This window comes from Kitasatospora sp. UYEF31, assembly GCF_057291755.1.
The window spans coordinates 1-26587 of the sequence record NZ_JBXAWK010000021.1 but is presented as its reverse complement, the minus strand read 5'-3'; the positions used below and the strand labels follow the sequence as shown (position 1 = coordinate 26587).

24 protein-coding genes, 2 tRNA genes and 1 riboswitch are annotated in these 26587 nt (G+C 68.5%); of the genes, 9 read left to right on the top strand and 17 right to left on the bottom strand.

Annotated elements, in window-relative coordinates; genetic code table 11:
• Position 1 precedes the first annotated feature (1 nt).
• The 6 genes from mreC to AC0Z36_RS13085 form a co-directional block, all read right to left on the bottom strand.
• Positions 2-1111, bottom strand: a complete 1110-nt coding sequence (gene mreC / locus AC0Z36_RS13110) for a rod shape-determining protein MreC (protein WP_485462998.1) — start codon at positions 1109-1111, stop codon at positions 2-4.
• Between the two features lie 221 nt (positions 1112-1332).
• A complete protein-coding gene (locus AC0Z36_RS13105) occupies positions 1333-2352 on the bottom strand; it encodes a rod shape-determining protein (RefSeq protein WP_485463048.1) in 1020 nt (339 codons plus the stop codon).
• Positions 2353-2604: 252 nt separating this feature from the next.
• Positions 2605-3015 (bottom strand): nucleoside-diphosphate kinase, encoded by a 411-nt coding sequence (gene ndk, locus AC0Z36_RS13100; protein ID WP_485462997.1) that lies wholly within the window; start codon positions 3013-3015, stop codon positions 2605-2607.
• A gap of 201 nt (positions 3016-3216) precedes the next feature.
• Positions 3217-3672 carry a DUF4233 domain-containing protein gene (locus AC0Z36_RS13095; RefSeq protein WP_485462996.1) on the bottom strand — a complete coding sequence of 152 codons (456 nt, stop codon included), beginning with the start codon at positions 3670-3672 and terminating at the stop codon, positions 3217-3219.
• The gene (gene folC, locus AC0Z36_RS13090; RefSeq protein WP_485462995.1) at positions 3672-5150 is read right to left on the bottom strand and encodes a bifunctional tetrahydrofolate synthase/dihydrofolate synthase; all 1479 of its coding nucleotides are present in this window, start codon (positions 5148-5150) and stop codon (positions 3672-3674) included. The genes AC0Z36_RS13095 and folC overlap by 1 nt, the downstream gene beginning before the upstream one ends.
• Positions 5151-5294: 144 nt before the next feature.
• Positions 5295-7928 (bottom strand): valine--tRNA ligase, encoded by a 2634-nt coding sequence (locus AC0Z36_RS13085; protein WP_485462994.1) that lies wholly within the window; start codon positions 7926-7928, stop codon positions 5295-5297.
• 308 nt (positions 7929-8236) lie between these two features.
• Here AC0Z36_RS13085 and AC0Z36_RS13080 point away from each other — a divergent pair, with 308 nt between their 5' ends.
• Both AC0Z36_RS13080 and AC0Z36_RS13075 read left to right on the top strand, forming a co-directional pair.
• A complete protein-coding gene (locus AC0Z36_RS13080; protein WP_485462993.1) occupies positions 8237-9214 on the top strand; it encodes a hypothetical protein in 978 nt (325 codons plus the stop codon).
• 246 nt (positions 9215-9460) lie between these two features.
• On the top strand, positions 9461-10480 hold the full coding sequence (locus tag AC0Z36_RS13075) for a hypothetical protein (protein WP_485462992.1): 1020 nt from the start codon (positions 9461-9463) through the stop codon (positions 10478-10480).
• Positions 10481-10547: 67 nt separating this feature from the next.
• On the opposite strand, the gene clpX is transcribed toward AC0Z36_RS13075, so the two are convergent.
• The 5 genes from clpX to AC0Z36_RS13050 form a co-directional block, all read right to left on the bottom strand.
• A complete protein-coding gene (gene clpX / locus AC0Z36_RS13070; RefSeq protein WP_485462991.1) occupies positions 10548-11828 on the bottom strand; it encodes an ATP-dependent Clp protease ATP-binding subunit ClpX in 1281 nt (426 codons plus the stop codon).
• 188 nt (positions 11829-12016) lie between these two features.
• The gene (locus AC0Z36_RS13065) at positions 12017-12685 is read right to left on the bottom strand and encodes an ATP-dependent Clp protease proteolytic subunit (RefSeq protein WP_485462990.1); all 669 of its coding nucleotides are present in this window, start codon (positions 12683-12685) and stop codon (positions 12017-12019) included.
• 96 nt (positions 12686-12781) lie between these two features.
• Positions 12782-13375 carry an ATP-dependent Clp protease proteolytic subunit gene (locus tag AC0Z36_RS13060; RefSeq protein WP_485462989.1) on the bottom strand — a complete coding sequence of 198 codons (594 nt, stop codon included), beginning with the start codon at positions 13373-13375 and terminating at the stop codon, positions 12782-12784.
• 301 nt (positions 13376-13676) lie between these two features.
• Positions 13677-15074, bottom strand: coding sequence for a trigger factor (gene tig, locus AC0Z36_RS13055; RefSeq protein WP_485462988.1), 1398 nt, complete (start codon positions 15072-15074; stop codon positions 13677-13679).
• A 223-nt stretch (positions 15075-15297) separates the two neighbouring features.
• Positions 15298-15373 (bottom strand) — tRNA-Pro (locus AC0Z36_RS13050).
• A gap of 123 nt (positions 15374-15496) precedes the next feature.
• Here AC0Z36_RS13050 and AC0Z36_RS13045 point away from each other — a divergent pair.
• The 4 genes from AC0Z36_RS13045 to AC0Z36_RS13030 all read left to right on the top strand — a co-directional run bounded on the left by AC0Z36_RS13045 (position 15497) and on the right by AC0Z36_RS13030 (position 17975).
• Positions 15497-15570: transfer RNA gene (locus AC0Z36_RS13045), tRNA-Gly, on the top strand.
• 161 nt (positions 15571-15731) lie between these two features.
• Complete coding sequence (locus AC0Z36_RS13040; RefSeq protein ID WP_485462987.1) at positions 15732-17156, top strand: WGR domain-containing protein; 1425 nt, start codon at positions 15732-15734, stop codon at positions 17154-17156.
• A 28-nt stretch (positions 17157-17184) separates the two neighbouring features.
• Positions 17185-17322, top strand: coding sequence for a hypothetical protein (locus AC0Z36_RS13035; RefSeq protein WP_485463047.1), 138 nt, complete (start codon positions 17185-17187; stop codon positions 17320-17322).
• A 14-nt stretch (positions 17323-17336) separates the two neighbouring features.
• On the top strand, positions 17337-17975 hold the full coding sequence (locus AC0Z36_RS13030; RefSeq protein ID WP_485462986.1) for a TetR family transcriptional regulator: 639 nt from the start codon (positions 17337-17339) through the stop codon (positions 17973-17975).
• Between the two features lie 75 nt (positions 17976-18050).
• Here the strand turns inward: AC0Z36_RS13030 and AC0Z36_RS13025 are convergent, their stop codons facing one another.
• The 5 genes from AC0Z36_RS13025 to AC0Z36_RS13005 are packed head-to-tail and all read right to left on the bottom strand — an operon-like array spanning position 18051 to position 21433.
• Positions 18051-18782, bottom strand: a complete 732-nt coding sequence (locus AC0Z36_RS13025; RefSeq protein WP_485462985.1) for a potassium channel family protein — start codon at positions 18780-18782, stop codon at positions 18051-18053.
• A 10-nt stretch (positions 18783-18792) separates the two neighbouring features.
• Positions 18793-19632 carry an energy-coupling factor ABC transporter ATP-binding protein gene (locus AC0Z36_RS13020; protein ID WP_485462984.1) on the bottom strand — a complete coding sequence of 280 codons (840 nt, stop codon included), beginning with the start codon at positions 19630-19632 and terminating at the stop codon, positions 18793-18795.
• Positions 19623-20348 (bottom strand): cobalt ECF transporter T component CbiQ, encoded by a 726-nt coding sequence (gene cbiQ / locus AC0Z36_RS13015; protein ID WP_485462983.1) that lies wholly within the window; start codon positions 20346-20348, stop codon positions 19623-19625. The genes AC0Z36_RS13020 and cbiQ overlap by 10 nt, the downstream gene beginning before the upstream one ends.
• 9 nt (positions 20349-20357) lie before the next feature.
• Entirely contained in the window at positions 20358-20756 is a 399-nt protein-coding gene (locus AC0Z36_RS13010) for an energy-coupling factor ABC transporter substrate-binding protein (RefSeq protein WP_485462982.1), read from the bottom strand.
• The gene (locus AC0Z36_RS13005; protein ID WP_485462981.1) at positions 20753-21433 is read right to left on the bottom strand and encodes an energy-coupling factor ABC transporter permease; all 681 of its coding nucleotides are present in this window, start codon (positions 21431-21433) and stop codon (positions 20753-20755) included. The genes AC0Z36_RS13010 and AC0Z36_RS13005 overlap by 4 nt, the downstream gene beginning before the upstream one ends.
• 194 nt (positions 21434-21627) lie before the next feature.
• Positions 21628-21855: riboswitch (cobalamin riboswitch) on the bottom strand.
• Positions 21856-22090: 235 nt separating this feature from the next.
• On the opposite strand from AC0Z36_RS13005, the gene AC0Z36_RS13000 reads away from it, so the two are divergent.
• Together AC0Z36_RS13000 and AC0Z36_RS12995 are read left to right on the top strand one after the other, a co-directional pair.
• Complete coding sequence (locus AC0Z36_RS13000) at positions 22091-22462, top strand: hypothetical protein (protein WP_485462980.1); 372 nt, start codon at positions 22091-22093, stop codon at positions 22460-22462.
• A gap of 150 nt (positions 22463-22612) precedes the next feature.
• Complete coding sequence (locus AC0Z36_RS12995) at positions 22613-23515, top strand: NAD-dependent epimerase/dehydratase family protein (RefSeq protein WP_485462979.1); 903 nt, start codon at positions 22613-22615, stop codon at positions 23513-23515.
• A 254-nt stretch (positions 23516-23769) separates the two neighbouring features.
• Here the strand turns inward: AC0Z36_RS12995 and AC0Z36_RS12990 are convergent, their stop codons facing one another.
• Positions 23770-24924, bottom strand: coding sequence for a SpoIIE family protein phosphatase (locus AC0Z36_RS12990; protein WP_485463046.1), 1155 nt, complete (start codon positions 24922-24924; stop codon positions 23770-23772).
• A gap of 260 nt (positions 24925-25184) precedes the next feature.
• On the opposite strand from AC0Z36_RS12990, the gene AC0Z36_RS12985 reads away from it, so the two are divergent.
• A complete protein-coding gene (locus AC0Z36_RS12985) occupies positions 25185-26429 on the top strand; it encodes a GNAT family N-acetyltransferase (protein WP_485462978.1) in 1245 nt (414 codons plus the stop codon).
• Positions 26430-26587: the final 158 nt, after the last annotated feature.

The following is a 26587-nucleotide window of genomic DNA, read 5'->3' as shown; positions in this document are numbered from 1 at the left end:
GTCAGTCCCTTCCGGCGTTGGTCTGGCCGGTGGCGGCTGGTCCGGCGGCTCTGTTGTTGGCATCGGAGGTGTCGGCGGGTCTGCCGGCCGGGACTGCGGCGTTGTTCTTGTCTGTGTTCTTGTCGGTCTTGTCAGTCTTATCGGTCTTGTCGGTCTTGCTGCCTGCCTTGTTCGTCTTGTCGTCCTTGCCCGGGTCCTTCTTCTCCTCGGGTGCGGGCGGAGTGACGGCCACGGGGGCTGTCGTCGCGGCGGGCGGCGGGGGAAGTACGGCGTCGCGCGGGTTGGTGCGCGGCGGTTCGACCACCACACCGACCGTGTCGAGCGCGGTGAACCGGACGTACGGCTTGACCTGGACGGTGCGGGTCAGCGAGCCGGGGGTGGAGGCGACTTCGCTGACCTCGCCGACGGGGACGCCGGGCACGAACGGCTTGGCGGCCTCGGAGCCGAAGGAGACCAGGCGGTCGCCCTTCTTCACCTGGGCCTGGCCGTTGAGGAGCTGGAGTTTGAGCGGGCCTTCGCCCTGCCCGGTGGTGATCCCTATCTCCATGGACCCGGCCATGCGCGTCCCGACCGAGAAGGAGGGGTCGACGGCGAGCAGCACGGTGGAGGTGAGCGGACCGACGAGGGTGATCCGGCCGACGAGTCCGTCGCCGTTGAGCACGGTCATGTCGGGTTTGACGCCGTCGCGGGTGCCGACGTCGAGGGTCACGGTCCAGGAGAAGCCCTGGGCGGGTCCGACGGCGATCACCCGGGCGGGCTTGATCTTGTACTGTCCGGCGGCGGCGACCCGGAGCAGCTTGTCCAGTTCGCCAGCCCGGTTGCGGTCCAGCTGGGTGTCGGCGATCTGCTGGCGCAGCCTGGCGTTCTCGTCCTTCAGGCGCTTGCGTTCGTCCTTGGACCCGCCCGCGTCCTTGACCGCGCCGACCGCGCGTCCGACCGGGTCGACGGCGGCGGCGACGCCGCGTTCGGCCGGTCCGAAGACGGCGGAGGCGGCGGTCCGCAACGGCGAGACCGGGGAGTCGTCACCACCGCGGATGTCCACGGTGATCAGGGCGAAGGAGATCGCGAGCAGCAGCACGAGCACGATCCGGCTGTGGCGGGAGTCTCTCACGGTGCGCGCTGGGCCCCTTCCGCTGCTTCATCGCAGCACATCAGCATCACAAGTTTCAGTCCTGCGGCGGGTCAGCGTCCTACGCAGTGACACGCAGTGATAACGCTGTGTGCCGCCGCGGGGGTACGGACGGGCAGCGCCGGCATCTGGCGGGTCCGGCTTGGACCGAGCCGATGCCAGCGGTCGTCCCGCTGTTCTTCGGGTTCAGTTGTCAGGTTCAGTTATCTGCGGGGCTGGGCGTCCAGCACCTGCTGGAGCGCTTCGTACTCCTCCACGCACTTGCCGGCGCCGAGGGCGACGGAGTCAAGCGGGTTCTCGGCGATGTGGATCGGCATGCCGGTCTCGTGCCGCAGCCGCTCGTCCAGGCCGCGGAGCAGGGCTCCTCCGCCGGTGAGCACGATGCCGCGGTCCATGACGTCGCCGGCCAGTTCGGGCGGGCACTTGTCGAGGGTGGCCTTGACCGAGTCGACGATCGTGGCGACCGGGTCCTCGATGGCCTTGCGGACTTCCCCGGTGGACAGCACGATCGTCTTCGGGAGCCCGGAGATGAGGTCCCGGCCGCGGATCTCGCTGTGGGAGTCCTCGCCGAGGTCGAAGGCGGAGCCGATCGACATCTTGATCTGTTCGGCGGAGCGCTCGCCCAGCAGCAGCGAGTACTCCTTCTTGACATAGCTGATGATCGCGTTGTCGAGTTCGTCGCCGGCCACCCGGATCGACTGGGCGGTGACGATGCCGCCGAGGGAGATCACCGCGACCTCGGTGGTGCCGCCGCCGATGTCGACGACCATGTTGCCGGTGGCCTCGTGGACCGGGAGTCCGGCGCCGATGGCCGCCGCCATGGGTTCTTCGATGATGTGGACGGTGCGCGCGCCGGCCTGGCTGGTGGCTTCGACGACGGCTCGCCGTTCGACGCCGGTGATGCCGCTGGGCACGCACACGACGACGCGCGGCCGGGCGAGGTAGCGGCGGCGGTGCACCTTGAGGATGAAGTAGCGGAGCATCCGCTCGGTGATCTCGAAGTCGGCGATGACGCCGTCCTTGAGGGGGCGGATCGCCACGATGTTGCCGGGTGTGCGCCCGATCATCTTCTTGGCTTCGGCACCGACCGCGAGGATGCCCCCAGTGGTGGTGTTCTTGGCGACCACTGACGGTTCGTTGAGTACGATGCCCCGGCCTCTGACGTACACCAGCGTGTTGGCCGTACCGAGGTCGACTGCCATGTCACGTCCGATGAACGACATAGACAAGTTGCTCATATGAGGAGAACCAGGGCCTTCCCGAGGTCGGGTCAGGTGTTGAAGGACACCGTGGGGACAGAGAGCGGCCTGCGACACCGCACAGTTGGGGCGCCATGTGCAACCGGCCTCAATGGTAGGCACGGTGTGCGAATGAACAACACACCGACGTGCCGTTTTTGTCTGACTTGCGGGCAATTAACCCGAGCGGCGGCGGTGACTCCGCCTCAAGCGTGAGCGGCTGTCAGCTCAGGCGGGTCAGCTGTGGCCGGGAAAAAAGTTCTTGATCTCCCGCTCAGCCGACTCCACTGAGTCCGAGCCGTGCACGATGTTCTCCCGGGTGATCGTCGCGTGGTCGCCGCGGATCGTGCCGGGGGCGGCGGTGATCGGGTCGGTCGTGCCCGCGAGCGTACGGAAGGACTCGATGACGCGCTCACCCTCGACGATCATCGCGATCGACGGTCCCGACGTCATGAACTCCACCAGCGGAGCATAGAACGGCTTGCCGACGTGTTCGGCGTAGTGCCGCTCGATCGTCTCACGGTCCATCAGCCGCAGCTCGAGCGCGGCGAGGGTGAAGCCCTTGGCCTCAAGACGGCCGACGACCTCGCCGACCAGGCCGCGCCGGACACCGTCGGGCTTGACGAGGACGAGTGTGCGCTCCGACACGGGAACTCCTTATGGAAAAGACGGACACCCGTACCCGGGGTCCTGCTGGGAAGCGGAGGCGTAACCCACACCTGCCGCAATGGCGACGTACGCCCGGACGGCAGGCAGGTCACATGGAATGGACACCGCACCGTCAACGCGAGAAGCCTATCCGGGGTCACGATCGCGGCTAGCAGTGATCCCCCCGCCCCACTTGCTCTGTTACTGAGCTGCGACACTTTCGGACGTCTGTTCGGTCGCGGTGGCGGCCCCGACCGCCGGCTGAGCCGTCGCCGCGGCAGCGTCCTCAGCGTCCGCCCGCGCGACCCACTCGGCCTTCTCCCGGTCGATCCGCTGACCGACCGTGACGCAGGAGTACCAGATCAGCGCGAAGACCACGCCGACCACGAACATCACCGGCACGAGGAAACCGGCCGCGACCATGCCGAACTGGAGCACCCAGCCGGTGGGGACGGCCCACGGCCTGGTCAGGAATCCGCACAGCAGGATGCTGAGCACCGCGGCCGGTCCGGCCACCGCCCACAGCACTCCGGCGGACACGTCGGTCAGGCTCTGCGCCACCAGGGTGCCCAGGCAGATCACCATCGCCTGGCCGATCAGGTGGGTGGACGCCAAGGCGCGGAACATCTTCCCGTCGCCCGTCTGCCGCTCCCCCATCAGTACTCCTCCGCGTCGTCGAGCGAGTCGGCCGTGGACGGCCGCATGCTGCGGCTGGTCCGCGACGGCGGCACCGGTGCGTCGGCCGCCGGGCCCGACTCGGGCTTCCCTCCCAAAAGTACGCGCGCCTCACCGACTGTCATCACCGACCCGGTGATGAGGACTCCGGCGCCGCCCAGGTCGCCCTCGGCTTCGGCGAGGTCGATGGCCGCCTGGATCGCGTCGTCCAGGCGTGGGTGCACCTCGACGCGGTCGGGGCCGAAGACCTCCGCGGCGATCGCGGCCAGTTCGTCCGCCGGCATCGCGCGCGGCTGGGAGTTCTGGGTGACCACGACTTCGGAGAGCACCGGCTCGAACGCTTCGAGCACTCCCCGTACGTCCTTGTCCTTCATGACGCCGAAGACACCGACCAGGTGCCGGAAGTCGAAGGACTCGTTGACGGCGACGGCGGCGACCCGCGCGCCGGCCGGGTTGTGCGCGGCGTCCAGGACCACGGTGGGGCCGCGGCGGACGACTTCCATGCGGCCGGGGGAGGTCACCGAGGCGAACGCCTCGCGGACGATGTCGGGGTCCAGCGTGCCGGCGCTGGTGAGGCCCGGACGGTCACCCTGACCGGCGCCGAAGAAGGCCTCGACCGCGGCCAGTGCCAGCGCGGCGTTCTCCGCCTGGTGGAGGCCGTGCAGCGGCAGGAACACCTCGGTGTACTCACCGGACAGGCCGCGCAGCGTCAGCAGCTGCCCGCCGATCGCGACGTCGCGGGCGACCACGCCGAACTCCAGGCCCTCACGGGCGACTGTCGCGTCCACCTCGACGGCCCGCTTGAGCAGTGCCTCGGCGGCGTCCAGCGGCTGCTGGGCGAGCACGACCAGGGCGTCCTTCTTGATGATCCCGGCCTTCTCCACGGCGATCTCACCGGGGGTGTCACCGAGCTTGTCCGCGTGGTCCACGCCGATCGGGGTGACCACCGCGACCACGGCGTCCATCACGTTGGTGGCGTCCCAGGCCCCGCCCATGCCCACTTCGACGACGGCGACGTCCACCGGGGCCTCGGCGAACGCGGCGTACGCCATGCCCGTCACGACCTCGAAGAAGGACATCGGAACCGGCTTGCCCTTTTTCGCGGACGTGGCGTCGACGATCTGGACGTACGGCTCGATGTCCCGGTAGGTCTCGACGAACACTTCGGCCGACACGGGGGCGCCGTCGATGCTGATCCGCTCGGTCATCGACTGCACGTGCGGGCTGGTGTAACGCCCGGTGCGCAGCGAGAAGGCGCGCAGGAGCGCCTCGATCATGCGCGCGGTCGACGTCTTGCCGTTCGTCCCGGTGATGTGGATGACCGGGTACGCCTTCTGCGGCTCGCCGAGGAGGTCCAGGAGCGCGGTGATGCGGTCCGTGGACGGCTCAAGCTTGTTCTCCGGCCAGCGGCCGACGAGCTCGGCTTCGACGGTACGGAGTTCAGCTTCGGGGTTGGTCACGTCAGGTTCACCGGTTCAGTGGGGTGCGGCGGGGGTGTGGCAATTCTACGTGCTGCGCGCTGCCGGGCAGCGTTCCGTACGCCTGCACAGACGAGCGCGGGCACCGCGTGTGCGGTGCCCGCGTTCGTCAGGATTCCGTACGGGCTACGCCTTGGGCAGGCGCTCCAGCTGCCCGTCGATCCGGACGATGTCCGCTTCGGCCTCGGCCAGCTGGCGCTTGACCTTGGCGACAGCTTCGTCGCTGGCCTTGGTCAGGAAGCCCTCGTTGCCGAGCTTCTTCTCCGACTGGGCCTTGACCTTCTCCGCGAGGGTGCGGTCCTTCTCCAGGCGCTTGCGTTCGGCGGCGACGTCGATCGTGCCGGAGAGGTCCAGCTCGACGGTGACGCCGTCGACTTCGAGGTCGGCGCTGGCGGCGAAGCCGTCAGCCGGCGGCTGGAGCCGGGCGAGCGCGCGGATGGCGGGCTCCTGGGTGGCGAGCAGACCGGTGAGGGCCACCTTCGCGGGCACCTTCTGGCCGGGGTTGAGGCCCTGCTCGGCGCGGAACTTGCGGAGCTCGGTGATCACCTTCCGCAGGGCGGCGATCTCCTGCTCGGCAGCCTGGTCGGCGAAGCCGCCGACGGTGGGCCACTGGGCGATGACCAGCGATTCGCCGCCCGTCAGAGTCGTCCACAGCTCCTCGGTGACAAACGGGACGATCGGGTGCAGCAGTTTGAGCGTCACGTCGAGGGCGTGGCCCAGGACCCGGCGGGTGGCCGCGGCGACCCGCTCGTCGCCGGACTGGAGCTGGACCTTGGAAAGCTCGACGTACCAGTCGAAGAGCTCGTCCCAGGCGAAGTGGAAGAGCGTGTCCGACAGTCGGGCGAACTGGTAGTCGTCGTAGTACGTATCGGCTTCGGCGATGGTCGCGTCGAGGCGGGAGAGGATCCACCGGTCGGCGGCCGTCAGTTCTTCGACAGGGGGCAGGCCGCCCTCGACCGTGGCACCGTTCATCAGCGCGAACCGGGTGGCATTCCAGATCTTGTTGCAGAAGTTCCGGTTGCCCTGGACCCAGTCCTCGCCGATCGGCACGTCCGTGCCGGGGTTCGCGCCCTTGGCCAGGGTGAAGCGCAGGGCGTCGGTGCCGTACGCGTCCATCCAGTCGATGGGGTTCACGACGTTGCCGAAGGACTTAGACATCTTCTTGCCGAACTGGTCGCGGACCAGACCGGTGAGCGCGATGGTGTGGAACGGCGGGGTGCCGTCCATGGCGTACAGGCCGAACATCATCATCCGGGCGACCCAGAAGAAGATGATGTCGTGGCCGGTGAGCAGGACGTCGGTCGGATAGAACTTCTTCAGGTCGGCCGTCTGCTCCGGCCAGCCCAGGGTGGAGAAGGGCCACAGGCCGGACGAGAACCAGGTGTCCAGGACGTCGGGGTCCTGCCGCCAGCCGTCACCGGTGGGCGGCTCCTCGCCGGGGCCGACACAGACGGTCTCGCCGTTCGGGCCGTACCAGATCGGGATGCGGTGGCCCCACCACAGCTGGCGGGAGATGTTCCAGTCCCGCATGTTGTCGATCCAGTCGAAGTAGCGCTTCGACATGTCCTCGGGGTGGATCTTCACCCGGCCGTCGCGGACCGCGTCGCCGGCCGCCTTCGCCAGCGGGGCGACCTTGACCCACCACTGGAGGGACAGGCGCGGTTCGATGGTGGTCTTGCAGCGCGAGCAGTGGCCCACCGAGTGGGGGTACGGACGCTTCTCGGCGACGATGCGGCCGTCCGCGCGCAGTGCGGCGACGATGGCCGAGCGCGCTTCGAGGCGGTCCAGGCCCTGGAACGGGCCGTGCACGGTGATGATCGCGCGCTCGTCGAGGACGGCGATCGACGGCAGGTTGTGCCGTCGGCCGATCTCGAAGTCGTTCGGGTCGTGCGCGGGGGTCACCTTGACCGCGCCCGTGCCGAACTCGGGGTCGACGTGGGTGTCGGCGACGATCGGGATGCGGCGGCCGGTGAGCGGCAACTCGATCTCAGTGCCGATCAGGTGCCGGTAGCGCTCGTCGCCCGGGTGGACGGCCACGGCGGTGTCGCCGAGCATCGTCTCCGCACGCGTGGTCGCGACGACGATGCTGTTCGCACCCTCGCCGTAGCGGATGGAAACGAGCTCGCCGTCGTCGTCCTGGTACTCGACCTCGATGTCGGAGATCGCCGTCAGGCAGCGCGGGCACCAGTTGATGATGCGCTCGGCGCGGTAGATGAGGCCGTCGTCGAACATCTTCTTGAAGATGGTCTGGACGGACTGGGACAGGCCCTCGTCCATCGTGAAGCGCTCACGCGACCAGTCGACGCCGTCACCCAGGCGCTTCATCTGCCCGAGGATCTTGCCGCCGTACTCTTCCTTCCACTGCCACACGCGTTCGGTGAACGCCTCACGGCCCAGGTCGTGGCGGGAGACGCCGTCCTTGGCCAGCTCGCGCTCGACGACGTTCTGGGTGGCGATGCCCGCGTGGTCCATGCCGGGCAGCCACAGGGCCTCAAAGCCCTGCATGCGCTTACGGCGGGTCAGCGCGTCCATCAGCGTGTGCTGGAAGGCGTGGCCGAGGTGCAGCTGGCCGGTGACGTTCGGCGGGGGGATGACGATTGTGTACGCGGGCTTGTCGCTCAACGCGTCGGCGCGGAAGTAACCCGCCTCTACCCAGCGCTCGTACAGCTTCCCCTCTACCTCGGCCGGGGCGTACTGGGTCGGCAGGTCGACGGTCGGCTGCGGCTGCGCGTCGGGCGCGTCAGTGGAGTTCTGGGTCACGGGGCTAAGTCTACGGAAGGACCCGGGGTCTTCCGCGCGGGCTTTTCCGTACGTCGATCTGTAATGGTGCCAACACGAATCTGCCAAGCTCTCTCCATAGGCGACAAGGGTTCTGACACGATCGGCCGAGTACCTGAAAGCCGGTTCGTTCCAAGACCGTCCGGCACCGGGGCCACCCGGTTTTCGCCGCGGTGTCCGGCGTCAGCCCGCGGCGAAGCAAGGGCAGACGTACGAGGACACCGCTTGGCACAGTGCAGTACTCGGCATTCTGATCGACCGGCGCACTACGACGACGGGACAGGATCACGATGGGCTCTCCCTCTTCTCCCCCCGGACCTCCGCAAGGCCCGTACGACCCGCCACCCGGCGGAGGTTACGGCCAGCAGCCGCCGTACGGCGGGCAGCCCGGCGGAATCCAGGGCTACGGCGCGCCGCCGCCCGGCGGTGGCTACGGCCAGCCGCAGCAGCCGCCCGGTTACGGCGGTGGCCCGGGCAACCCTCCTGGTGGGCCCGGGAACTACGGCCCCGGCGGGCCCGGCGGCTGGAATCCACCACCGCCCTCGCCGGGACCCGGCCGCAACCGGCTCATCGGTCTGGTGACCGCCGGCCTCGTCCTGGTGATCATCGCGGTCGTCGCGGTCGTGCTGGTCCTGAAGGACGGGTCGGGCAGCAAGGACAAGGCAGGGCCGGACACGTCCCCCTCGGTCTCCCCGTCGGCGTCCGCCGGCAACGTCCCGAACCCGCCGCCGAGCGTTCCGACTACCCCGGGCCCCTCACCGTCGCCGTCGAAGCCGTCGGCCAGGCCCTCCGCGGGGAAGATCGTGCTCCCGGACACCCTCGGTCCGTTGCAGAAGATGGACGACGCCGCAGCGGTGAAGGAGGTCCGCCGGACCACCACGGTCCCGGCGGCGGTGATCGAACAGCAGATCACCGGGTACGGTCCGGCCGCGGCGAGTTCCCCCGCCCTTCTGGTCACCGTACGGACCGGCCGCATCCTGTTCCCGCAGATCGAAGCGGACAGCTACTTCAAGGACGTGACGAACAGCGGCGGCACAATCTCCGACAAAACGACCGTCGAGAACGTCGGCGGCCGGGTCCTGATGTGCGGTGCGTCCGTCCCGTCCGGGGCCCCCGCCGGGTCGAAGATCGGCACTTGTGTGTGGGTGTCCGACTCCGGATACCTCGGCGTCACGGTGGACACCGACCCGTCCCGCGTCGGCAAGCCGGACCTGCCCGCGCTTGCCGAGACGACCAGGAACCTGCGTACGGCGGTCGAGGGCTCCTGAGCCTCCTGCCGAGGAGATCGCTCCGGGTGCCGCCGGCCGATTCCGCCGGAGGCTGCACCCGGAGCGATCCCTGGACTTCGGTCTCAATCTGGCAGTCTTCTTCCATTTCACGGCCAGGGTTCTGACACGATCAGCCCAACATTCGTCGCCGGGCGAGATCTCCGTACAAAATCTGTCTCCGGACTCACCGGCGCACCGCAAGCACCGCAAGCGTCGTAAGCCTCACCACCAGGGACAGGAAAAACGATGGGCTCTCCCCCTCCGCCGCCCGGACCTCCCCCCGGCCCGTACGGCCCGCCGGCGGGCGGGTACGGCCAGCAGCCCCCGTACGGCGGTCAGCCGGGTTACGGCCAGCAGCCCCCGTACGGCGGTCAGCCGGGTTACGGCCAGCAGCCCCCGTACGGCGGTCAGCCGGGTTACAGCCAGCAGCCGCCCTACGGCGGCCAGCCCGGCTACGGGACTCCCCCGCCGCCCGGCGGCGGCTACGGCCAGCAGCCGCCGCAGCAGCCCGGTTACGGCGCGCCCGGCGGCTGGACCCCGCAGCCGCCGCCGAACCGCAACCGCTTCATCGGCCTGGTGGCCGCCGGCATCGTCCTGGTGATCGTCGCGGGTGTCGGAACGGTGCTGGTGCTGCGCGGCGGCTCGGACGACAAAGACAACGTGGCGAAGACGAGCGACTCACCCACGACGTCCGCCGGCCCGTTCGCCAACAACGGCAACGCCAGCCCGACGCCGTCGTGGACCAAGAGCTCGACCCCGTCGCCGTCCGCTCCCCCGTCCCGCAAAACGGGCACCTCCGACATCATCGCCCCGGACACCGTCGGTTCGCTCCAGAAGATGGACGACTCAGCCGTCGTCACAGAGACCCGGAAGAACACCCCGGTACCCGCCGTGGTCACCAAACAGGTGATCACCGGTTACGGGCCGTCCGGCGCGGCCTCCCCGACGATCCTGGTCAACGCGCGCACCGCCCGGGTCCTGCTCCCCGCCGCTGAAGCGGAAGTCTTCTTCACGGACGGCAAGAGCTCCGGCGCCGTGGGGGAACGCAAGTCCTTCGACGCTGGCATGAAGGGCTCCGTCCTGGAGTGCGGCGCCTTCACCGCCAAGGTTTCATCCAAAGCCATCGGCACCTGCGTCTGGGTGTCCGACTCCGGGTTCATGTTGATTACCTTCGACTACAACCCCAAGCACCTGGACAAGCCCGACCTCACCGCCCTCGCTGAGACGACCAAACAGCTCCGCACAGCGATGCAGGTCATGAGCTGACGGCCGGACACACAGGAAAGGCCGGACCCCATGGGGCCCGGCCTTTTCCCGTACGGAGGACTTTTTCTCAGGCGCTCTTCTCGCGGCGCTCGCGACGCAGCACGTCGCGCGGGACCAGCGTCGGGTTGACGTGCTTGAGCACGACGTCGCCGGTGATGACCACCCGCGCCACGTCCTTGCGGGACGGTACGTCGTACATCACGGACATCAGCACCTCTTCGAGGATCGCCCGCAGTCCGCGCGCCCCCGTGCCCCGCAGGATCGCCTGGCCGGCGATGGCCTCCAGGGACTCCTGGTCGAACTCCAGCTCCACGCCGTCGAGTTCGAACAACCGCTGGTACTGCTTGATCAGCGCGTTCTTCGGCTCGGTGAGGATCTGGATGAGCGCTTCGCGGTCCAGGTTGTGCACCGAGGTCAGCACCGGGAGGCGGCCGATGAACTCGGGGATCAGCCCGTACTTGAGCAGGTCCTCGGGCATCGCGTCGGCGAACATGTCGAGCGTGTCGACGTCGTGGCGCGAGCGGATCTGCGCACCGAAGCCGATGCCCTTGCGGCCCACCCGGCCCTCGACGATCTTCTCCAGGCCGGCGAACGCGCCGCCGACGATGAAGAGCACGTTCGTCGTGTCGATCTGGATGAACTCCTGGTGCGGGTGCTTGCGTCCGCCCTGCGGCGGGACACTCGCGGTCGTCCCCTCCAGGATCTTCAGCAGCGCCTGCTGGACGCCCTCACCGGACACGTCGCGGGTGATCGACGGGTTCTCGCTCTTGCGGGCGATCTTGTCGACCTCATCGATGTAGATGATGCCGGTCTCGGCCTTCTTGACGTCGTAGTCAGCGGCCTGGATGAGCTTGAGGAGGATGTTCTCGACGTCCTCGCCGACGTAGCCGGCCTCCGTCAGCGCCGTGGCGTCCGCGATCGCGAACGGCACGTTCAGCATCCGGGCCAGGGTCTGCGCCAGGAGGGTCTTGCCACAGCCGGTGGGGCCGAGCAGCAGGATGTTGGACTTCGCCAGCTCCACGCCGTCCTGGCCGGACGCCTTGCCGTTCTCGCCCGCCTGCACCCGTTTGTAGTGGTTGTAGACGGCGACGGACAACGCCTTCTTCGCGGTGTCCTGGCCGACGACGTAGCCGTCCAGGAACTCGTAGATCTCCCGCGGTTTGGGAAGCTCGTCGAAGCGCAACTCGGTCGCCTCGGAGAGCTCCTCCTCGATGATCTCGTTGCACAGGTCGATGCACTCGTCGCAGATGTAGACACCCGGACCGGCAATGAGCTTCTTCACCTGCTTCTGGCTCTTGCCGCAGAACGAGCACTTGAGCAGGTCGCCACCGTCACCGATGCGTGCCACGAGGTGCATCTCCTTCGCGTAGGCCCCGACGGATGCCGGACCTGGTGCTGGTCTTCGACGTTACCCCGTCATCGCTGCCGACCCCGGTGGTTTCGACCATCAGGCCCACAAACGAGGGGTCCGCCCCGCCGGCCCGGCCGGTCGCACGGTGCCGCGCAAGCCTGCACGGTGCGACCGGTCGGTACGGATCAGTTCTTCGAACGGACGGGCGACTTCCGCGGCGAGGTGACCTCGTCGATGATGCCGTACGCCAGTGCATCCTGAGCCGTGAGGATCTTGTCGCGCTCGATGTCCTCGCGGATCTTCTCGATCGGCTGCGTGGTGTGCTCAGCCAGCATCGATTCGAGCATCGCACGCATCCGCATGATCTCGCGGGCCTGGATCTCCAGGTCGGAGACCTGCGCCCGTCCCGTTTCACTGTACGGCTGGTGGATGAGGATCCGGGAGTTCGGAAGCGCCATTCGCTTGCCGGGAGTTCCCGAGGCCAGCAGGATCGCCGCCGCCGAAGCCGCCTGACCCATGCAGACCGTCTGGATGTCGGGGCGCACGAACTGCATCGTGTCGTAGATCGCCGTCAGCGCGGTGAACGATCCACCGGGCGAGTTGATGTAGATGGAGATGTCACGGTCGGGGTCCATGGACTCCAGCGTGAGCAGCTGCGCCATCACATCGTTGGCCGAGGCGTCGTCGATCTGGACGCCGAGGAAGATGATGCGCTCTTCGAAGAGCTTGGCGTACGGGTCGTACTCACGGACGCCCTGCGACGTGCGCTCGACGAAACGCGGCAGCACGTACCGGCTCTCGGCCCCTGTCGGCGCGACACCGTACGGTCGCGAAAGTTCGTTCATGCCACTCATGGTTTTCTTCATCCTCCGGACTGCTGAGTGCTGTGCCGACCATCTGGGATCAGCGGCGGACAGGCTGGGCTACCACTGCGGTATCGCCCGGTGGAATCAGCTGGTGCTACCCGTGTTCTGCACCTCGGCGGCACTGGTGACCACATGGTCGACCAGGCCGTAGTCCTTGGCCTGCTCCGCGCTGAACCAGCGGTCGCGGTCGGAGTCGCGTTCGATGTTCTCCTGGCTCTGCCCGGAGTGCTGCGAGATCAGCCGGATCATCTTGGCCTTGGTGCGCAGGAGCTGCTCGGCCTGGATCTGGATGTCCGAAGCCGAACCACCGAGACCGGCGGACGGCTGGTGCATCAGGATCTCAGCGTTGGCCAGCGCGATGCGCTTGCCGGGCGCGCCGGCGGTGAGCAGGAACTGCCCCATCGAGGCGGCCATGCCCATCGCGACGGTCGCGACATCGTTGCTGATGTACTGCATCGTGTCGTACAGCGCCATACCCGCGGTGATGGATCCACCCGGCGAGTTGATGTACAGCCAGATGTCCTTGTCGGGGTCCTCGGCGTTCAGCAGAAGCAGCTGTGCGGAGAGCGAGTTGGCGATCTGGTCATCGACCTGCGAGCCGAGGAAAATAATCCGCTCGCGCAACAGTCGGTTGTAGACCCCGTCCTCAAGCCCCATACCACCCTGCGAGCTGCGCATGGAGGGCCCCGGAGTTACGATCTGCGGATTCGTCACGTATCCACCTGCTCGTTTCCGACGGCGACTCAGAGCCGTCATGACGTCGACCTGACTGGGGGCTGCGGACCAGTGCCGCAATGGCCCCCTCTTACAGCGACCCTAACGCGCTGACCGGCCAGAAGAATCCTGGACTCCGCATTGTTCGCCGTGAGCGCATTCAAGTCGGGCCGCACCCCGGGGAACACACAGGACCCGGGCACCTTTACGGTGCCCGGGTCCTGTTCATGTCGCACCGCACGCCCCAGGGGCGTACGGGGTCGGATCAGGCCTCGGCCGGAACCTCTGCGGTCTCGTCCGACGCGGCGTCAACGGCCTCAGCGGCCTTGTCGTCCGCGTGCAGGTCCTTGACCAGATCGATCTCGTTGCCCGCGGAGTCCTTGGCCTTGGCGGCCTTGGAGACGACCTCAAGCGCCTTGGCGCGGGCGACCTCGCCGACCAGCACCGGAACGTAGCCGGACTGCATGACCTGCTGCGCGAACTGGTCCGGGCTCATGCCGGACTGCTGCGAGCGCTCGATGAGGTGCTTGGTCAGCTCCTCCTGGTTGACCGAGATCTCTTCCTTCTTGACGATCTCGTCCAGGACGAACTGGGCGCGCATGCCCTTGCGGATGTCGGTGTCGACCTCGGAGTCGTACTCCTCCTTGGTCTTCTCCTGCATCTTCAGCCACGCTTCGAGGTCCATGCCCATGTAGCCGAGCTGCTGCTCCAGCTGGGACTTGCGCTCGGCGATCTCGGCCTCGACGACCTTCTCCGGGAGCGGCACCTCGATCTGCGCCAGGATGGCCTCGAGGACCTTGTCCCGGCCGTCGGCCTGCTGCTCGTGGAGCTTGGTGTGCTCGGCCTTCTCGCGAAGGTCGGCCTTCAGCTCGACGATGGTGTCGAACTCGCTGGCCGTCTGGGCGAACTCGTCGTCCAGCTCCGGGAGCTCCTTGGCCTTGACGGACTCGACGACGACGGTGATCTCCGCGGCCGAACCGGCCTTGCTGCCACCCTGGAGCTCGGTGGAGAAGGTCTTGGTCTCGCCGGCCGACGCGCCGGTGACGGCCTCGTCCAGACCGTCGAGCATGCGGCCGGTGCCGAGCTCGTAGGTCATGCCCTTGGCGACACCGTCTTCGAGGACCTCGCCGTCGACCTTGGCCTCGAGGTCGAGGGTGAGGGTGTCACCCTCCTCGGCGGCGCGCTCGACGGTGACGAGTGAGGAGAAGCGGCCGCGCAGCTCTTCGAGCTGCTTGTCCACGTCGTCGTCGGACACGGTCAGGTCATCGAGTTCGACCTCGATGCCTTCGTACGCCGGGAGCTCGATGACCGGACGGGTGTCCAGTTCCGCGGTGAACTTGAGGTCGCCGCCCTTGGCGAGTTCCTCGACGTCCGTCACCTCGGTGATCTCCGGCTGACCCAGGACGCGAACCTCGTTCTCCTCGACGGCCTTGCCGTACGCGGTGGAGAGGATGTCGTCAAAAGCCTCGGCGTAGACCGCTTCGCGGCCGAAGCGCTGGTCGATGATGCGGGTCGGGATCTTTCCCTTACGGAAGCCCGGAACCGACACCTGACCGGCGATCTTCTTGTACGCCGCGTCGAGGCTGGGCTTGAGCTCCTCGGAGGGAACCTCAACGGTGAGTCGGACCCGAGTCGGGTTCAACGTCTCGACGGCGCTCTTCACGGTTGCGGTCTCCTTGCTGGGGGCAGTTCTGGTCTGTGCAGCCCGCAGGCATTGGGTTGCCTGCGGGCATTACGCTGCTTACACGCGATATGCCCGGATTCTCCCAGTCCAACGGACTGAGAGCCTCCGGGTATTCCCGCTTCGCGCGCTGAAGGGCCGGACCGGTCGCCCGGTCCGCCCTCTTGCGATCACGTTGTGTCCACGTCATGACCCACGTCACGCATGGTCGGGGCGGGGAGACTCGAACTCCCGATCTCCTGCTCCCAAAGCAGGCGCGCTAGCCACTACGCTACGCCCCGTGGCGCTTGCCGAAGTCTAGAGGACTGCACGGTAAAGTCTGCACTGCACTCATCACGTTGCCATCGACGCGGTCGCATCCGCTACTCTAGGCATGTCACGAGCGCAGTGCACGTGCCACCCTTGCGGGCGTAGCTCAATGGTAGAGCCCCAGTCTTCCAAACTGACCACGCGAGTTCGATTCTCGTCGCCCGCTCCATACGAAGGCCCAGATCAGAGAGATTCTCTCCGGTCTGGGCCTTCGTCGTTTCCGTAGCCGCCAGCCCCTTGTCAGAGGCGGTGGATAGGTTCCGAACCATCGAAGCGCAGGCCCCACCGGCCGCCGGTTTTGGCAACCCCCACCCCGTCCAAGGAGTTCGCATGCCCCGGACCAGCAGCTACCTCGAACTGTCCGAAGACTCCGGAAGTGCGCACAAGTTCTACGAGGTCGTGGTCGACGGTGTCGACGTGACGATCACGTACGGGCGGATCGGCGAGGGTGGTCAGGCGAAGACCACGACGTTCGCCACCGTGGAGAAGGCCGAGGCCGCGGCGCGGAAGAAGCTCGGCGAGAAGACCCGCAAGGGGTACGCCCCGGCCGTGCGCGGGGGCCGGCAGCGCAGGGCGGTGACCCGCAGGGCGATCGAGAGTCAGGCGTCCACAGCCCGGCGGGCGCCGGTGCTGTGGAAGTACAACTCGGGTGCCCCGGCGTTCGGCATATCGGTCGACGACGACCGGGTCCTCGTCGGCAACGAGAAGGGCGACATCTGGACGCTCACGCACAGCGGCGAGGTCACCGGGCGGCTCCAACTCCCGGACGGCGTCAAATGCATCGTGACCGACGACTTCTGGACCTACGCCGGTTGCGACGACGGCAACGTCTACGACATCAGCGGCAAACTGCCGCGTGCGGCGTACACGATCGCCCGGAACATCGACATCTACTGGCTCGACATCTTCGACGGCGTGCTCGGTGTCTCCGACGTCAAGGGCGGCATCACCACGATCGACCACGAGGACGAATCCCTGTGGGCGCGCGGCGGATCAGGTACGAGCGCCTGGATGGTGCGGTGCGGCTCCGACGCGGTCTACCACGGGCACTCGAACGGCGTGGAGGCCTTCTCCGCCGTCGACGGGAAACCGCTGTGGCACACCCGCACCGGGGGCTCGGTGCTGTTCGGTTGGCAGGAGGAGGACGACGTGTACGCGGGGACTTCGGGTCACAAGGTGCAGCGGATCGCGAAGAAGGACGGCGCGCTCAAGGCCACCTATGACTGCGACGCGGCCGTGTTCTCCTGCGCGACCGCCGAGGACGGCGAATACGTCTTCGCCGGCGACAGCCACTCTTCGGTCTACTGCTTCGACAAGTCCGGGAAGCGGCTGTGGAAGCTCGGCACGGGCTGCGGTTCGGCGTACTCGATGCAGTACCGCGACGACCGGCTGTACGTGGTGACCACCACCGGCGCGCTCGCCTGCGTCGACGTCAGCGAGGCGGCCGTCCGGGCGGCCGAAGAGGGCACTGTCCCCGAGGTCCGGGACGTGAAGGCGGCCACCTTGGAGGCGGCGCTGCCGACCGTCACCGCGGAGACCACCACCGAGATCGGCGGCGGTGTGCTCGTGGAGTGTGTGGAGTCCGGCGGCAAGCTGCGGGTCCACGTCCGTACGCCGGGTTACGAGGGCGGCTGGAACGTCCAGTTCCCCAAGGACATCCGCGAGCCCGGGGCCCGGTACGTGGTCGACGCCGTCCGCCAGTCGGGGCAGGGCGGGTTCTACCGGGCACAGGGGGAGATCCGCCGCCTGGTCTGAGTCCGACCGCCTCGCGGGGTGTTTCCGAATCGACGTTCAGGTTGGAAACCGTACATTCGGCCCGATCTTCGGCTATCGCGGGACCTTCACCGCTTCGTACGCCGATGTCTCCGGGCACGGTGTGCCCAGTACGGTGAAACCACAGCGCGAGGAGGTGCGCTGCTGAACCGCGGGAGTCCCATGAGCGACACACGCGCCAAACTGCTCGCGGGCGCGCTGGAGACGTTGAAGACCCAAGGCATCAGCGGGGCCTCCGCGCGGGCGATCGCCACCGCCGCGGGGGTCAACCAGGCGTTGGTCTTCTACCACTTCGGCAGTGTGGACGAACTGCTCGCCGCCGCCTGCAAGCACGGCGCGGCGCAGCGGGTCGCCGCGTGGCGGGAGGAGTTCGACAAGGTCTCCTCACTGGGCGAACTCCTGTCCCTGGGGCGCAGGTTGCACGCCAAGGAGCAGGCCGAAGGAAACGTCGCCTTCCTCGCGCAGATGCTCGCCGGGGCGCAGACCGACGCGAAGCTGGCCCCCGCCACCGCCGCCGGGCTGAACCTGTGGGTCGCCGAGATCGAGCAGGTCCTGGGGCGGGTCCTGACCGGCACTCCGCTGGCTGAGTTCGTCGACGTCACGGGTCTGGCGAAGGCTGCCGCGGCGACCTTTGTGGGGCTTGAGCTCTACGAGGGCGTCGACGGGTCCGGGGCGCTCCAGGCCCTCGACGCACTCGACCAACTGGGCGCGCTGACGGCGGTGCTGGACGAGCTGGGCCCGCTGGGCAGGCGCGCGCTGCGCGGCAAGCTGCGGAGAGCGGAATCTTCCCACGCTCGGTGATCACGGGTTTTCCACGTTTCAGGCTGCGTTCAAAGGTGGAAAACGCGTGATCACCAAACGCGGCACGACAACAGCTCAGGCGCCCGGTTCCCCGTGGCTCTTCCTGATCAGCGCGCTCAGTTCGGCCATCCGGGTCTCCAGCGCCGCCATCTTGTCGTCCTGGCCCCGTTCGTGGCGGTCATCCTCGGCGAGGTAGGCGGCATCGCCGTCGGCCACCAGGCGGGCGGCGATGGTGGCGGTGACCATACCCATGGTGGCGATTCCGACGACCATGAGCACAACGCCGATGGTGCGGCCTTCGGCGGTGACCGGGAAGCGGTCCCCGTACCCGACGGTGGTGATGGTGGTTATCGCCCACCAGACAGCGTCGCCGTAGTTCTCGATGTTTCCGCCGGGTGCGCGCCGCTCGGGGCCGAGGACGGCGGCGGCGCTGGCCGCGACGATCGTGGCGGCGAGTGCGGCGGTGGTCAGCAGCAGTTGCTCGCCGCGTCCCCGGCGGGAGAGCATCCCGATCCGGCCGATGATGCCGACCAGGCGCAGGACCCGGACCTCGGGCAGGATCACGGCGGCCAGGTCCAGCGGGTGGGTGCGGATGAACAACCACTTCTTCGGGCTGATCTTGAGCCGGACCACGTAGTCGATGACGAAGATGCCCCAGATCCCGTAGTCGAGGAGGTGGACGTAGTCGTTTCGCTCCTCGACCGCGCCATTGACGACGAAGGTCACGAGGGATACCACCGCAAGCCCGGTCAGCCACGGGGTGGTGGCCTTCTCCCACGTGAGATAGCGCTCGGCGCGTGTCCGCATATATCCGAACCTAATCGTTGGGCGACAGGTCTGCCCGGTGCTCGTCACACAGTCGGAGCAGTGCTTCGGGTGTGTGCGCGACGGGGGCGCTGATCCCGTGGGCGGCCAGGACGGCCGCTACGGCGTGCGCCCAGGTGGGGCGCAGGTGGGCGGCCTTCAGCAGCGTTGTATCCGCGAGCAGGTCATCGGTCGGCCCGGTGTGCAGCACTCCCCCGGCGAAGACCGCAGCGTCGTCGGCCCAGCGCAGTGCGAGATCGACGTCGTGGGTGGCCATGACCACAGTGGTTCCGCCCTTGCGCAGACCGTCCAGCGTGTCCAGGAGTGCCTCTTGCCCTGCCGGGTCGAGGCCCGCCGTGGGTTCGTCCAGGACCAGGACCTGGGGCCGCATCGCCACTGCCCCGGCGATGGCGACGCGTTTGCGTTGTCCGAACGACAGCAGGTGTACGGGGCGCTCGCGGAGATGGGCGATCTCCAGGGCGTCCAGTGCTTCGGACACTCGCGTACGGACTTCAGCCTCGTCCAGGCCGAGGTTGAGCGGGCCGAAGGAGACGTCCTGCGCGACGTCGGCGGAGAACAGTTGGTCGTCGGGGTCCTGGAAGACGAGTTGCACGGCGCGGCGCAGGCGGGTGAGGCCTTTGCGGTCGTAGGTGACGGCTTCGTTGTCGAGTTCGAGGGTGCCGCCAGAAGGCTGGTGGCTTCCGGTGAGCAGCCGCAGGAGGGTTGTCTTTCCGCTGCCGTTGGGGCCGAGGAGGGCGAGGGTACGGCCTTCCGGGACGTCCAGGGTCAGTTCGGTGAACACGTCGGGCCCCTGGTCGTAGCGGTAGCCGGCGCGGTGGAGTCTCAGAAGCATGTGACGGCCAGACAGACGAGGGCGGCGGTGAGGCCGACGGATGCGGTGATGAAGCGCGGGGACGCGGGGTGGTTGTCGACGAGTACGCGCAGGGAGCCTTCGTAGCCGCGTCCGGCCAGGCCGGTCTGGAGGCGTTCGGCGCGGGCGAAGGCGTGGAGGAGCACGGTGGCGCCGGTGCCCGCGGTGGCGCGGAGCTGGGCGCGGCGGGTCTGGTGGCCGAGTCGTCCGGCCTGGGCCTGGTGGATGCGGCCTGTCGTGTCGAGGAGCAGGAAGACCATGCGGTACATCACCGCGGCGACGTCGACGACGGGGGCGGGGACGCCGATCCGGGTGAGGCGTGGGAGTACGTCGGACAGGGGTGTGGTGAAGGCGAACAGGAGTACGCACAGGGAGGCTGCGACGGTGCGGGCGAGGAGTTCGGCGGCGTGCCGGGCTCCGTCGGGGGCGTAGCCGACGCCGTGGGCGCCGATGGAGACGAGGAGGGTGACCGCGCCGGTGACGGCGAATCCGAGCGGTGCGCGGGCCGCCTTCCAGAGCCGGACCGGCGGGACCCTGGCGGCGATGAGGAGCAGGAGTACGGCGGCTGTTCCGGCGAGCAGCGCGGCGGCGGTGGACACCAGTGCGGAGCCGAGCAGTCCGAACGCGAGTACGGCTTTGTCCAGGGGGTTGCGGCGGCGCCACGGACTCGCGTGGGCCGCCGCATCGATCGGCAGCATCGCCGTCTACTACGGGTTCGCTCGTACGGCGGACCCGGTGTCCACCGTGCCGGGAGCTTCGGCGCGCGGTTGGTCGACCCGTACGACGTCGGTCTTCAGGGGGTCTGCCGCGTCCGCCAGGCGCTTCTTAGTGCGGACCACACCGAGGAAGTAGCCCACCACACCTGCGCCGACGGCGGCCTGGAGCGCGAAGAGGCCGGACTCGATCTCACCGGACGGCGGTTCGTAGAGCGGGCTGAACCAGGGCTCGTAGTCCGGTTTGTTCTCGGTGATCGCCGAGGTGGCTTTGGTGTCGGCGCCGGTGAACGGCTCCTCGTGGCCGTCCGCGGCACCGATGAGCAGCGGCAGGACGGCGAGGAACGCGACGGTGAGCAGGAGCAGCAGGTTGATCTTCGTGGACTTCTTCACTTCGCCACCGCCGGTTCCAGGACGTCGGCGCGCCCGGCCTGCCGGAGCAGGCGGACGACCAGGACGGTGAGCAGGCCTTCGCTGACGGCCAGGGGGATCTGGGTGACGGCGAAGATGGCGCCGAACTTGCCGATCGCGCCCAGGAATCCGCTGCTGGGGTCGGGGAAGGCCAGCGACAGTTGGACGGTGGTCACGCAGTAGGTGACCAGGTCAGCGGTGAACGCCCCGGCGAAAACCGCTATATCGAGCCGGGCGGCTCCGCCCGGGCGCTCGGGTGCGGCCAGGCGGATGAGGCGGTAGGCCCCGTATCCGGCCCACGGTCCGGCGATGGCCATCGAGAAGACGTTGGCACCGAGTGTCGTGAGGCCGCCGTGCGCCAGGAGCAGTGCTTGGAACAGCAGGGTGATGGTGCCGAGCACGGCCATCACCGGGGGGCGGAACAGGATCGCGCCGAGTCCCGTGCCGGTGGGGTGCGAGCAACTTCCGGTCACTGAGGGGATTTTGAGTGCGGACAGGACGAACGAGAACGCTCCGGCCGCGCCGAGCATGAGCGTGTTCTCAGGTCGTTGGCGGACTTCGCGGCTGAGCGCGCGGGCCCCGTGTACGACGAAGGGAGCAGACGCGACGCCCCAGGCGGCGGCGTGCTCCCAGGGCAGGTAACCCTCGGCGATATGCATGGCTGTTAAGCCCTCTCCCACACCTCGTGGATGGACGGAAGAGCGACCGTCAGTCGGCATCGCCGGTCAAGGAGCGGCTTCTGGCGCGGTGCCTCGCTTGGCGGCCGTGCACCGTCGCCCTTTCCGGGGCGTCGGTGTGCGGGCGACGACGCGAGGTGCCGTGTCAGGAGTCGCGAGGCGGCGAGACCTGCTGACGGTTGCCCGTTGCCATGGCCGGTCTCCTGGCTGACGGGTCGTAACGTTCTTCCTCCGCCTTCCCGGACCGACTTGCGTGGTCCAGTGGCTTCCGCACAGGTTCGTGCGGGTGGAGGGGAACTCCCCGATCACAGTGGCGAGGGCCGCACCGGACTGGCTGGAGGCTCCTCGTAGACGAGGTTGTCCAGCCCACCGGTTTCCCGAGCACCATGGCGGTTGCGACCGTAGCGTCGCGGGCTGATCAAGAGCAAGGCGGGGTGGCACCGTGCGGTCGGGGCGGCGGCGTGCGGACCGAAGCGACATTTTACTGATCGGCAACGCCTTGCACCCGGTTTCGACAAATTCAGTCGTAAAGCTGGCAACGTGACCATGGACCGACCGTACGCTCCGGAATCGGAGGGGTCGCCGGTGTCACCAGGCCCCTAGCACGGGCCTATCAGACGCGCGGAGCGGAGCATCGACATGGCAGACATGGAAGCGGCACTCAAGAACGCGATGGGCATCGAGGGCGCCAAGGGTGTAGCGCTGGTCGACTACACCAGCGGCATGGCCCTGGGGATGCTCGGCGGCGGCAAGGAGCTCGACCTCACGGTCGCGGCGGCCGGCAACACCGACGTGATGCGCGCGAAGATGCGCACGATGGAGATGCTCAACCTCAACGACCACATCGAGGACATCCTCATCACGCTGGGCGGCCAGTACCACGTGATCCGGCCGCTGACCGGGCGGGCGGGCAAGGGCCTGTTCATCTACCTGGTCCTGGACAAGCAGCGCGCGAACCTCGCGATGGCCCGGCACCAGCTCAAGAGTGTCGAAGAAGAGCTCGAAGTCTGAGCCCGGGCCCGGCCCCGCGCCGGGAGACCTGCGCCACTTTGCCGGTGATCCGGGCCTCTTCTTGGATATGACGGTCATCGTCATCACCCCTTCGCGGGGTAGCGACATATGACGGTCGTTCATGAGCACGTAGCCGAGAAGGGGCCCGGAATGCTGTCCGGAGAAAAGATCCTGATCACCGGTCCGGCCGGACAGATCGCCTACCCGCTGACCGAGCACCTCGCGCGGGACAACGAGGTGTGGGGCATCGCCCGCTTCTCGGACCCGGCCCAGCGGGCGAAGGTCGACGCGCTGGGTGTCACCACCCGCCGGGTCGACCTGGGTTCCGGGGAGTTCGGCGATCTCCCGCAGGACTTCACCTACGTCGTCCACCTGGCGACCTTCCAGGGCCCGGGTGACGACTTCGACCACGCCTTGACGGTCAACGCCGAGGGGACGGGTCTGCTCCTCCAGCACTGCCGCAGGGCCAAGGGCGCGCTGGTGATGTCGACGGCGTCGGTGCTGCGTCCGCACGGGGATCCGCTGCACGTGTACGGAGAGTCCGCTCCGCTGGGTGATGTGCACGCGGCCCACTCCCCCACGTACTCGATCTCGAAGATCGCCGAGGAGGCCGTGGCGCGGTACTGCGCGCGGGCGTTCGGCCTGCCGGTGACCATCGCGCGGATGAACGCGTCGTACGGGCCGAACGGCGGGCTGCCGACGATGCACCTGGACACCGTCCTCCGGGGGAAGCCGGTGGTGACCCGCTGGGATCCGTGCGTGTACAGCCCGATCCACCAGGACGACATCAACACGCAGACCGAGGCCCTTCTTGACGCCGCGTCGACTCCGGCGACGATTGTGAACTGGGGCGGCGACGAGCCGGTGAGCGTGCAGGAGTGGGTCGCCTACACCGGTGAACTGGCGGGCCTGAAGGCGGAGGTCGTCGTCCGCGAGCAGCCCGGGTCCCTGCGGGGCCAGGTGCAGGACACCGCCAAGCGGGCCTCGGTCACCGGCCCGTGCACGGTGGACTGGCGCACGGGGATGCGGCGGACCTTCGAAACCCGTGGCTGACGCGCTTTTCCCGGGTGCACTCCGTACAACGGAAATCAACGCGGCACAACATCGCCGGAAAATGACTGAGGGCACCCGCGTTCCGCGGGTGCCCTCAGGTGTTGATCAGGTGTCAGACCACGTGCGTGCGGCGACACGTCGGCCCGTGGTCCAGATCACAAAAGTCCGCCGTTTCGATCAGGTGAAGAAGTCCCTTTTTGCGCTCCGGAGGGGGCTTTTGTACATGATCGACGCAGGTGGATTCCGGGCTCGGCTCAGCGGCAGCGGAGCAGCACCACGGCCCGGTCGTCGTTGACGTTGCGCCCGGCATTCTCCACGATGCGCCGCGCGCCGTCCTTGAAGTTCACCGCCACCAGGTGCTCGGCCACGCCCAGCAGCCGGTCGATTCCGGTGGCGATGTCCTGCCCCGGGACTTCGACCATGCCGTCGGTGAAAAGCAGCAGGGCGTCCCCCGAGTCGAGCCGTCCGGTGACGACGTTGAACTCCGCGCCCTCGATCACGCCGAGCAGCGGGCCTTCGGCCTCCTCGCGGACCTGCCACTGACCGGATCCCGCCGTCCACTGCACGCCCGGCGGGTGGCCGGCTGACCGCAGTTCGTACTCCCCCGTCTGGAGGTCCAGGACTACGTACACCGCGGTGGCGAAGCCCTCCTCCCAGTCCTGGCGCAGCAGGTAGGCGTTGGCGGCGGGGAGGAAGTCGGCCGGGGGCAGCGAGCCGAGGAGTCCGCCGAAGGCGCCGGAGAGCAACAGCGCGCGGGTTCCGGCGTCCAGTCCCTTACCGGAGACGTCCACCAGGACGACTTCGAGGTAGCGCCCGCTGGTGCCCCGGGTGGCCACCAGGAAGTCGCCGGAGAACGACTGGCCGCCGGCCGGGCGCAGAACCGCCTCTGTGTGCCAGTGGGCGGGCAGTCGCGGGATCCTGCCCTGGGACTGGAGGCGGTCACGCAGGTCGAACAGCATCGACTCGCCGCGGGTGCCCTGGACGCCGAGCCGGGTGCGCATCCGGGCCATGAGCAGCACGATCGCCGCCACCGCGCCGATCACCCCGAGCGCGCCGGGGGTCACTGTGCCCGGGTCCTGCACCTGGGTCTGCGCGATGAGGACGCCGCCGGTCGCCGCGTAGAGCAGCAGCAGGCTGGACATCCGCAGCATCAGGCCGCCGACGAGGACCGGCACGACCAGGGCGGTGGGCGGGAACCAGCGGACGGCGGAGGAGGGCAGGACGCCGCAGAGTGTCACCACGATGAGCAGGACGACCAGCGCGAACCTGTCGGAGGGCAGCATGGTGCGCCTGATCCAGTTCCACGCCCGGTTCAGGGCGGGCAGGAGGCCCGCACCGCTGCGGTGTTCCGCGGGCCGTGCGGCCGGAGACGACGGGAGGTCGTCGGTTGGGGCCGTGCTGCCCGCCATGGGCGCCGTGGTCGTCACGATCGCCGACCCTATCGACCACAGGCGGTTTCCGTGGGGCCCGAACACGTGGTCGAGATCCGGTTCCGGCCGTCCCAGGCCGCAGCAGGGCCGGAAACACTGTCGCTGAAGAACGTGACGGATGGTAGGCAGGAGCGATGAGCACTGAGCCCCCCGCAGTCCCACCTGCTGTCCCACCTGCTGTCCCTGTTGCCGTCCCGCTCGCTGTCCCTGCTGCCGTACCTGCCACCGTCCCGGCCAGAGTGTTTTTCGCCGGGAAGCCTCCCGTCCGCACCGTCGGGCCCACCGACTGGCGCCGCTGGAGCGACACCAGCGCACTGGCGTTCGGCGGGGCCGCCGCACCCGAGATGCAGGCTTTCTGGGCCCAGGTGGCCGAGCCGGCGCGGTGCATCGGCTCCTACGACCCGGACGGCAACGTGAACGGCGGCGCGGCGTCGTTCTCGTTCTCCATGACGGTGCCGGGCGGGGGCACGGTGCCGACGGCGGGGATCAGCGCGGCGGGGGTGCTCCCCACGCACCGGCGGCGGGGCCTGCTCAGCGGCCTGATGAAACATCAACTGCACGGCATGCACGAGGCCGGTCTGGAGCCGGTGGCTGCACTGACCGCCTCCGAGCCGGTGATCTACGGCCGGTTCGGGTACGGGCTCGCCAGCTGGCGGGCGGGGGTGGCCGTCCCCCGCGACGCGAACGCGCTGCGCGACCCGGAGCTGGGCCGGGGCGTGGGACTGCGGTTCGCCGACCCGGCGCTGTCGGTCGACCGCTGCGGGGCGCTCTACGAAGACCTTGTGCCGACCCGGCCCGGCATGATCTCGCGCAGTGGCGCGTGGGCCACCCGGCAGCTCGTGGACCCGCCTTCGGCGCGCAACGGGGCTTCGCCGCTGCGCTGTGTGCTGGTCGAGGACGGGACCGGGGTGCGGGGGTACGCGTATTTCTCCACAACGCCGGTGTGGGGCGAGAGTGGCCCGGACGGCACCGTTTCCGTGCGGGAAGTTCTGGCGCGTGATCCTGAGGCGTATGCGGCGCTGTGGCGGTTCCTCCTCGACCTCGACCTGACCACGTCGGTGCGGGCGCAGCACCTGCCAGTGGACGACCCGCTGTTCCTCCTGCTCGCGGACCCGCGCAAGGCTCAGATCCGTACAGCCGACGGAGTCTACGTGCGCTTGGTGGATGTGGACCGCGCGCTCGCGTCCCGTGCCTACAGTGCGCCGATCGATCTGGTGCTCGACGTCGTCGACGGCTTCTGCCCGTGGAACGCGGGCCGGTGGCGACTTTCCGGTGATGAGAAAAGCGCGAAGTGCGAGCGTACGGCGGACTCCGCGGATCTGCGCCTGGACATCCGGGAGCTGGGCTCGTTGTTCCTCGGCGGCACCAGTGCGACGCAGCTCGCCGGGGCGGGTCTGGTGGCCGAACTGCGACCGGGCGCGGTGGGGCACGCGGCGCGGGCGTTCTCGCACGATCCGGCGCCGTGGATGAGTTTTCTGTTCTGAGCCGCTGTGACCCCAGCCGCGATGGTCTTGGGGTTTTTTGGGCGGGGGCCCGCCCCAAAAACCCCACACCAAAGCGGCGGGGGGGCCACCGGGGCAGAACAGAAAAAACAAACCCGGCGCCCGATCGTGGGCGGACGCCCGCGCCGCCGGCCCCCCCC

Bases quoted from the DNA above. Each gene is read 5' to 3' on its own strand.
- AC0Z36_RS13105 (WP_485463048.1), bottom strand. From the start codon at position 2,352: ATGTCGTTCATCGGACGTGACATGGCAGTCGACCTCGGTACGGCCAAC.
- AC0Z36_RS13095 (WP_485462996.1), bottom strand. From the start codon at position 3,672: ATGGGGGAGCGGCAGACGGGCGACGGGAAGATGTTCCGCGCCTTGGCG.
- AC0Z36_RS13080 (WP_485462993.1), top strand. From the start codon at position 8,237: ATGGGCTCTCCCTCTTCTCCCCCCGGACCTCCGCAAGGCCCGTACGAC.
- AC0Z36_RS13075 (WP_485462992.1), top strand. From the start codon at position 9,461: ATGGGCTCTCCCCCTCCGCCGCCCGGACCTCCCCCCGGCCCGTACGGC.
- AC0Z36_RS13065 (WP_485462990.1), bottom strand. From the start codon at position 12,685: ATGAGTGGCATGAACGAACTTTCGCGACCGTACGGTGTCGCGCCGACA.
- AC0Z36_RS13060 (WP_485462989.1), bottom strand. From the start codon at position 13,375: ATGCGCAGCTCGCAGGGTGGTATGGGGCTTGAGGACGGGGTCTACAAC.
- AC0Z36_RS13040 (WP_485462987.1), top strand. From the start codon at position 15,732: ATGCCCCGGACCAGCAGCTACCTCGAACTGTCCGAAGACTCCGGAAGT.
- AC0Z36_RS13030 (WP_485462986.1), top strand. From the start codon at position 17,337: ATGAGCGACACACGCGCCAAACTGCTCGCGGGCGCGCTGGAGACGTTG.
- AC0Z36_RS13025 (WP_485462985.1), bottom strand. From the start codon at position 18,782: ATGCGGACACGCGCCGAGCGCTATCTCACGTGGGAGAAGGCCACCACC.
- AC0Z36_RS13020 (WP_485462984.1), bottom strand. From the start codon at position 19,632: ATGCTTCTGAGACTCCACCGCGCCGGCTACCGCTACGACCAGGGGCCC.
- cbiQ (WP_485462983.1), bottom strand. From the start codon at position 20,348: ATGCTGCCGATCGATGCGGCGGCCCACGCGAGTCCGTGGCGCCGCCGC.
- AC0Z36_RS13005 (WP_485462981.1), bottom strand. From the start codon at position 21,433: ATGCATATCGCCGAGGGTTACCTGCCCTGGGAGCACGCCGCCGCCTGG.
- AC0Z36_RS13000 (WP_485462980.1), top strand. From the start codon at position 22,091: ATGGCAGACATGGAAGCGGCACTCAAGAACGCGATGGGCATCGAGGGC.
- AC0Z36_RS12995 (WP_485462979.1), top strand. From the start codon at position 22,613: ATGCTGTCCGGAGAAAAGATCCTGATCACCGGTCCGGCCGGACAGATC.
- AC0Z36_RS12990 (WP_485463046.1), bottom strand. From the start codon at position 24,924: ATGGCGGGCAGCACGGCCCCAACCGACGACCTCCCGTCGTCTCCGGCC.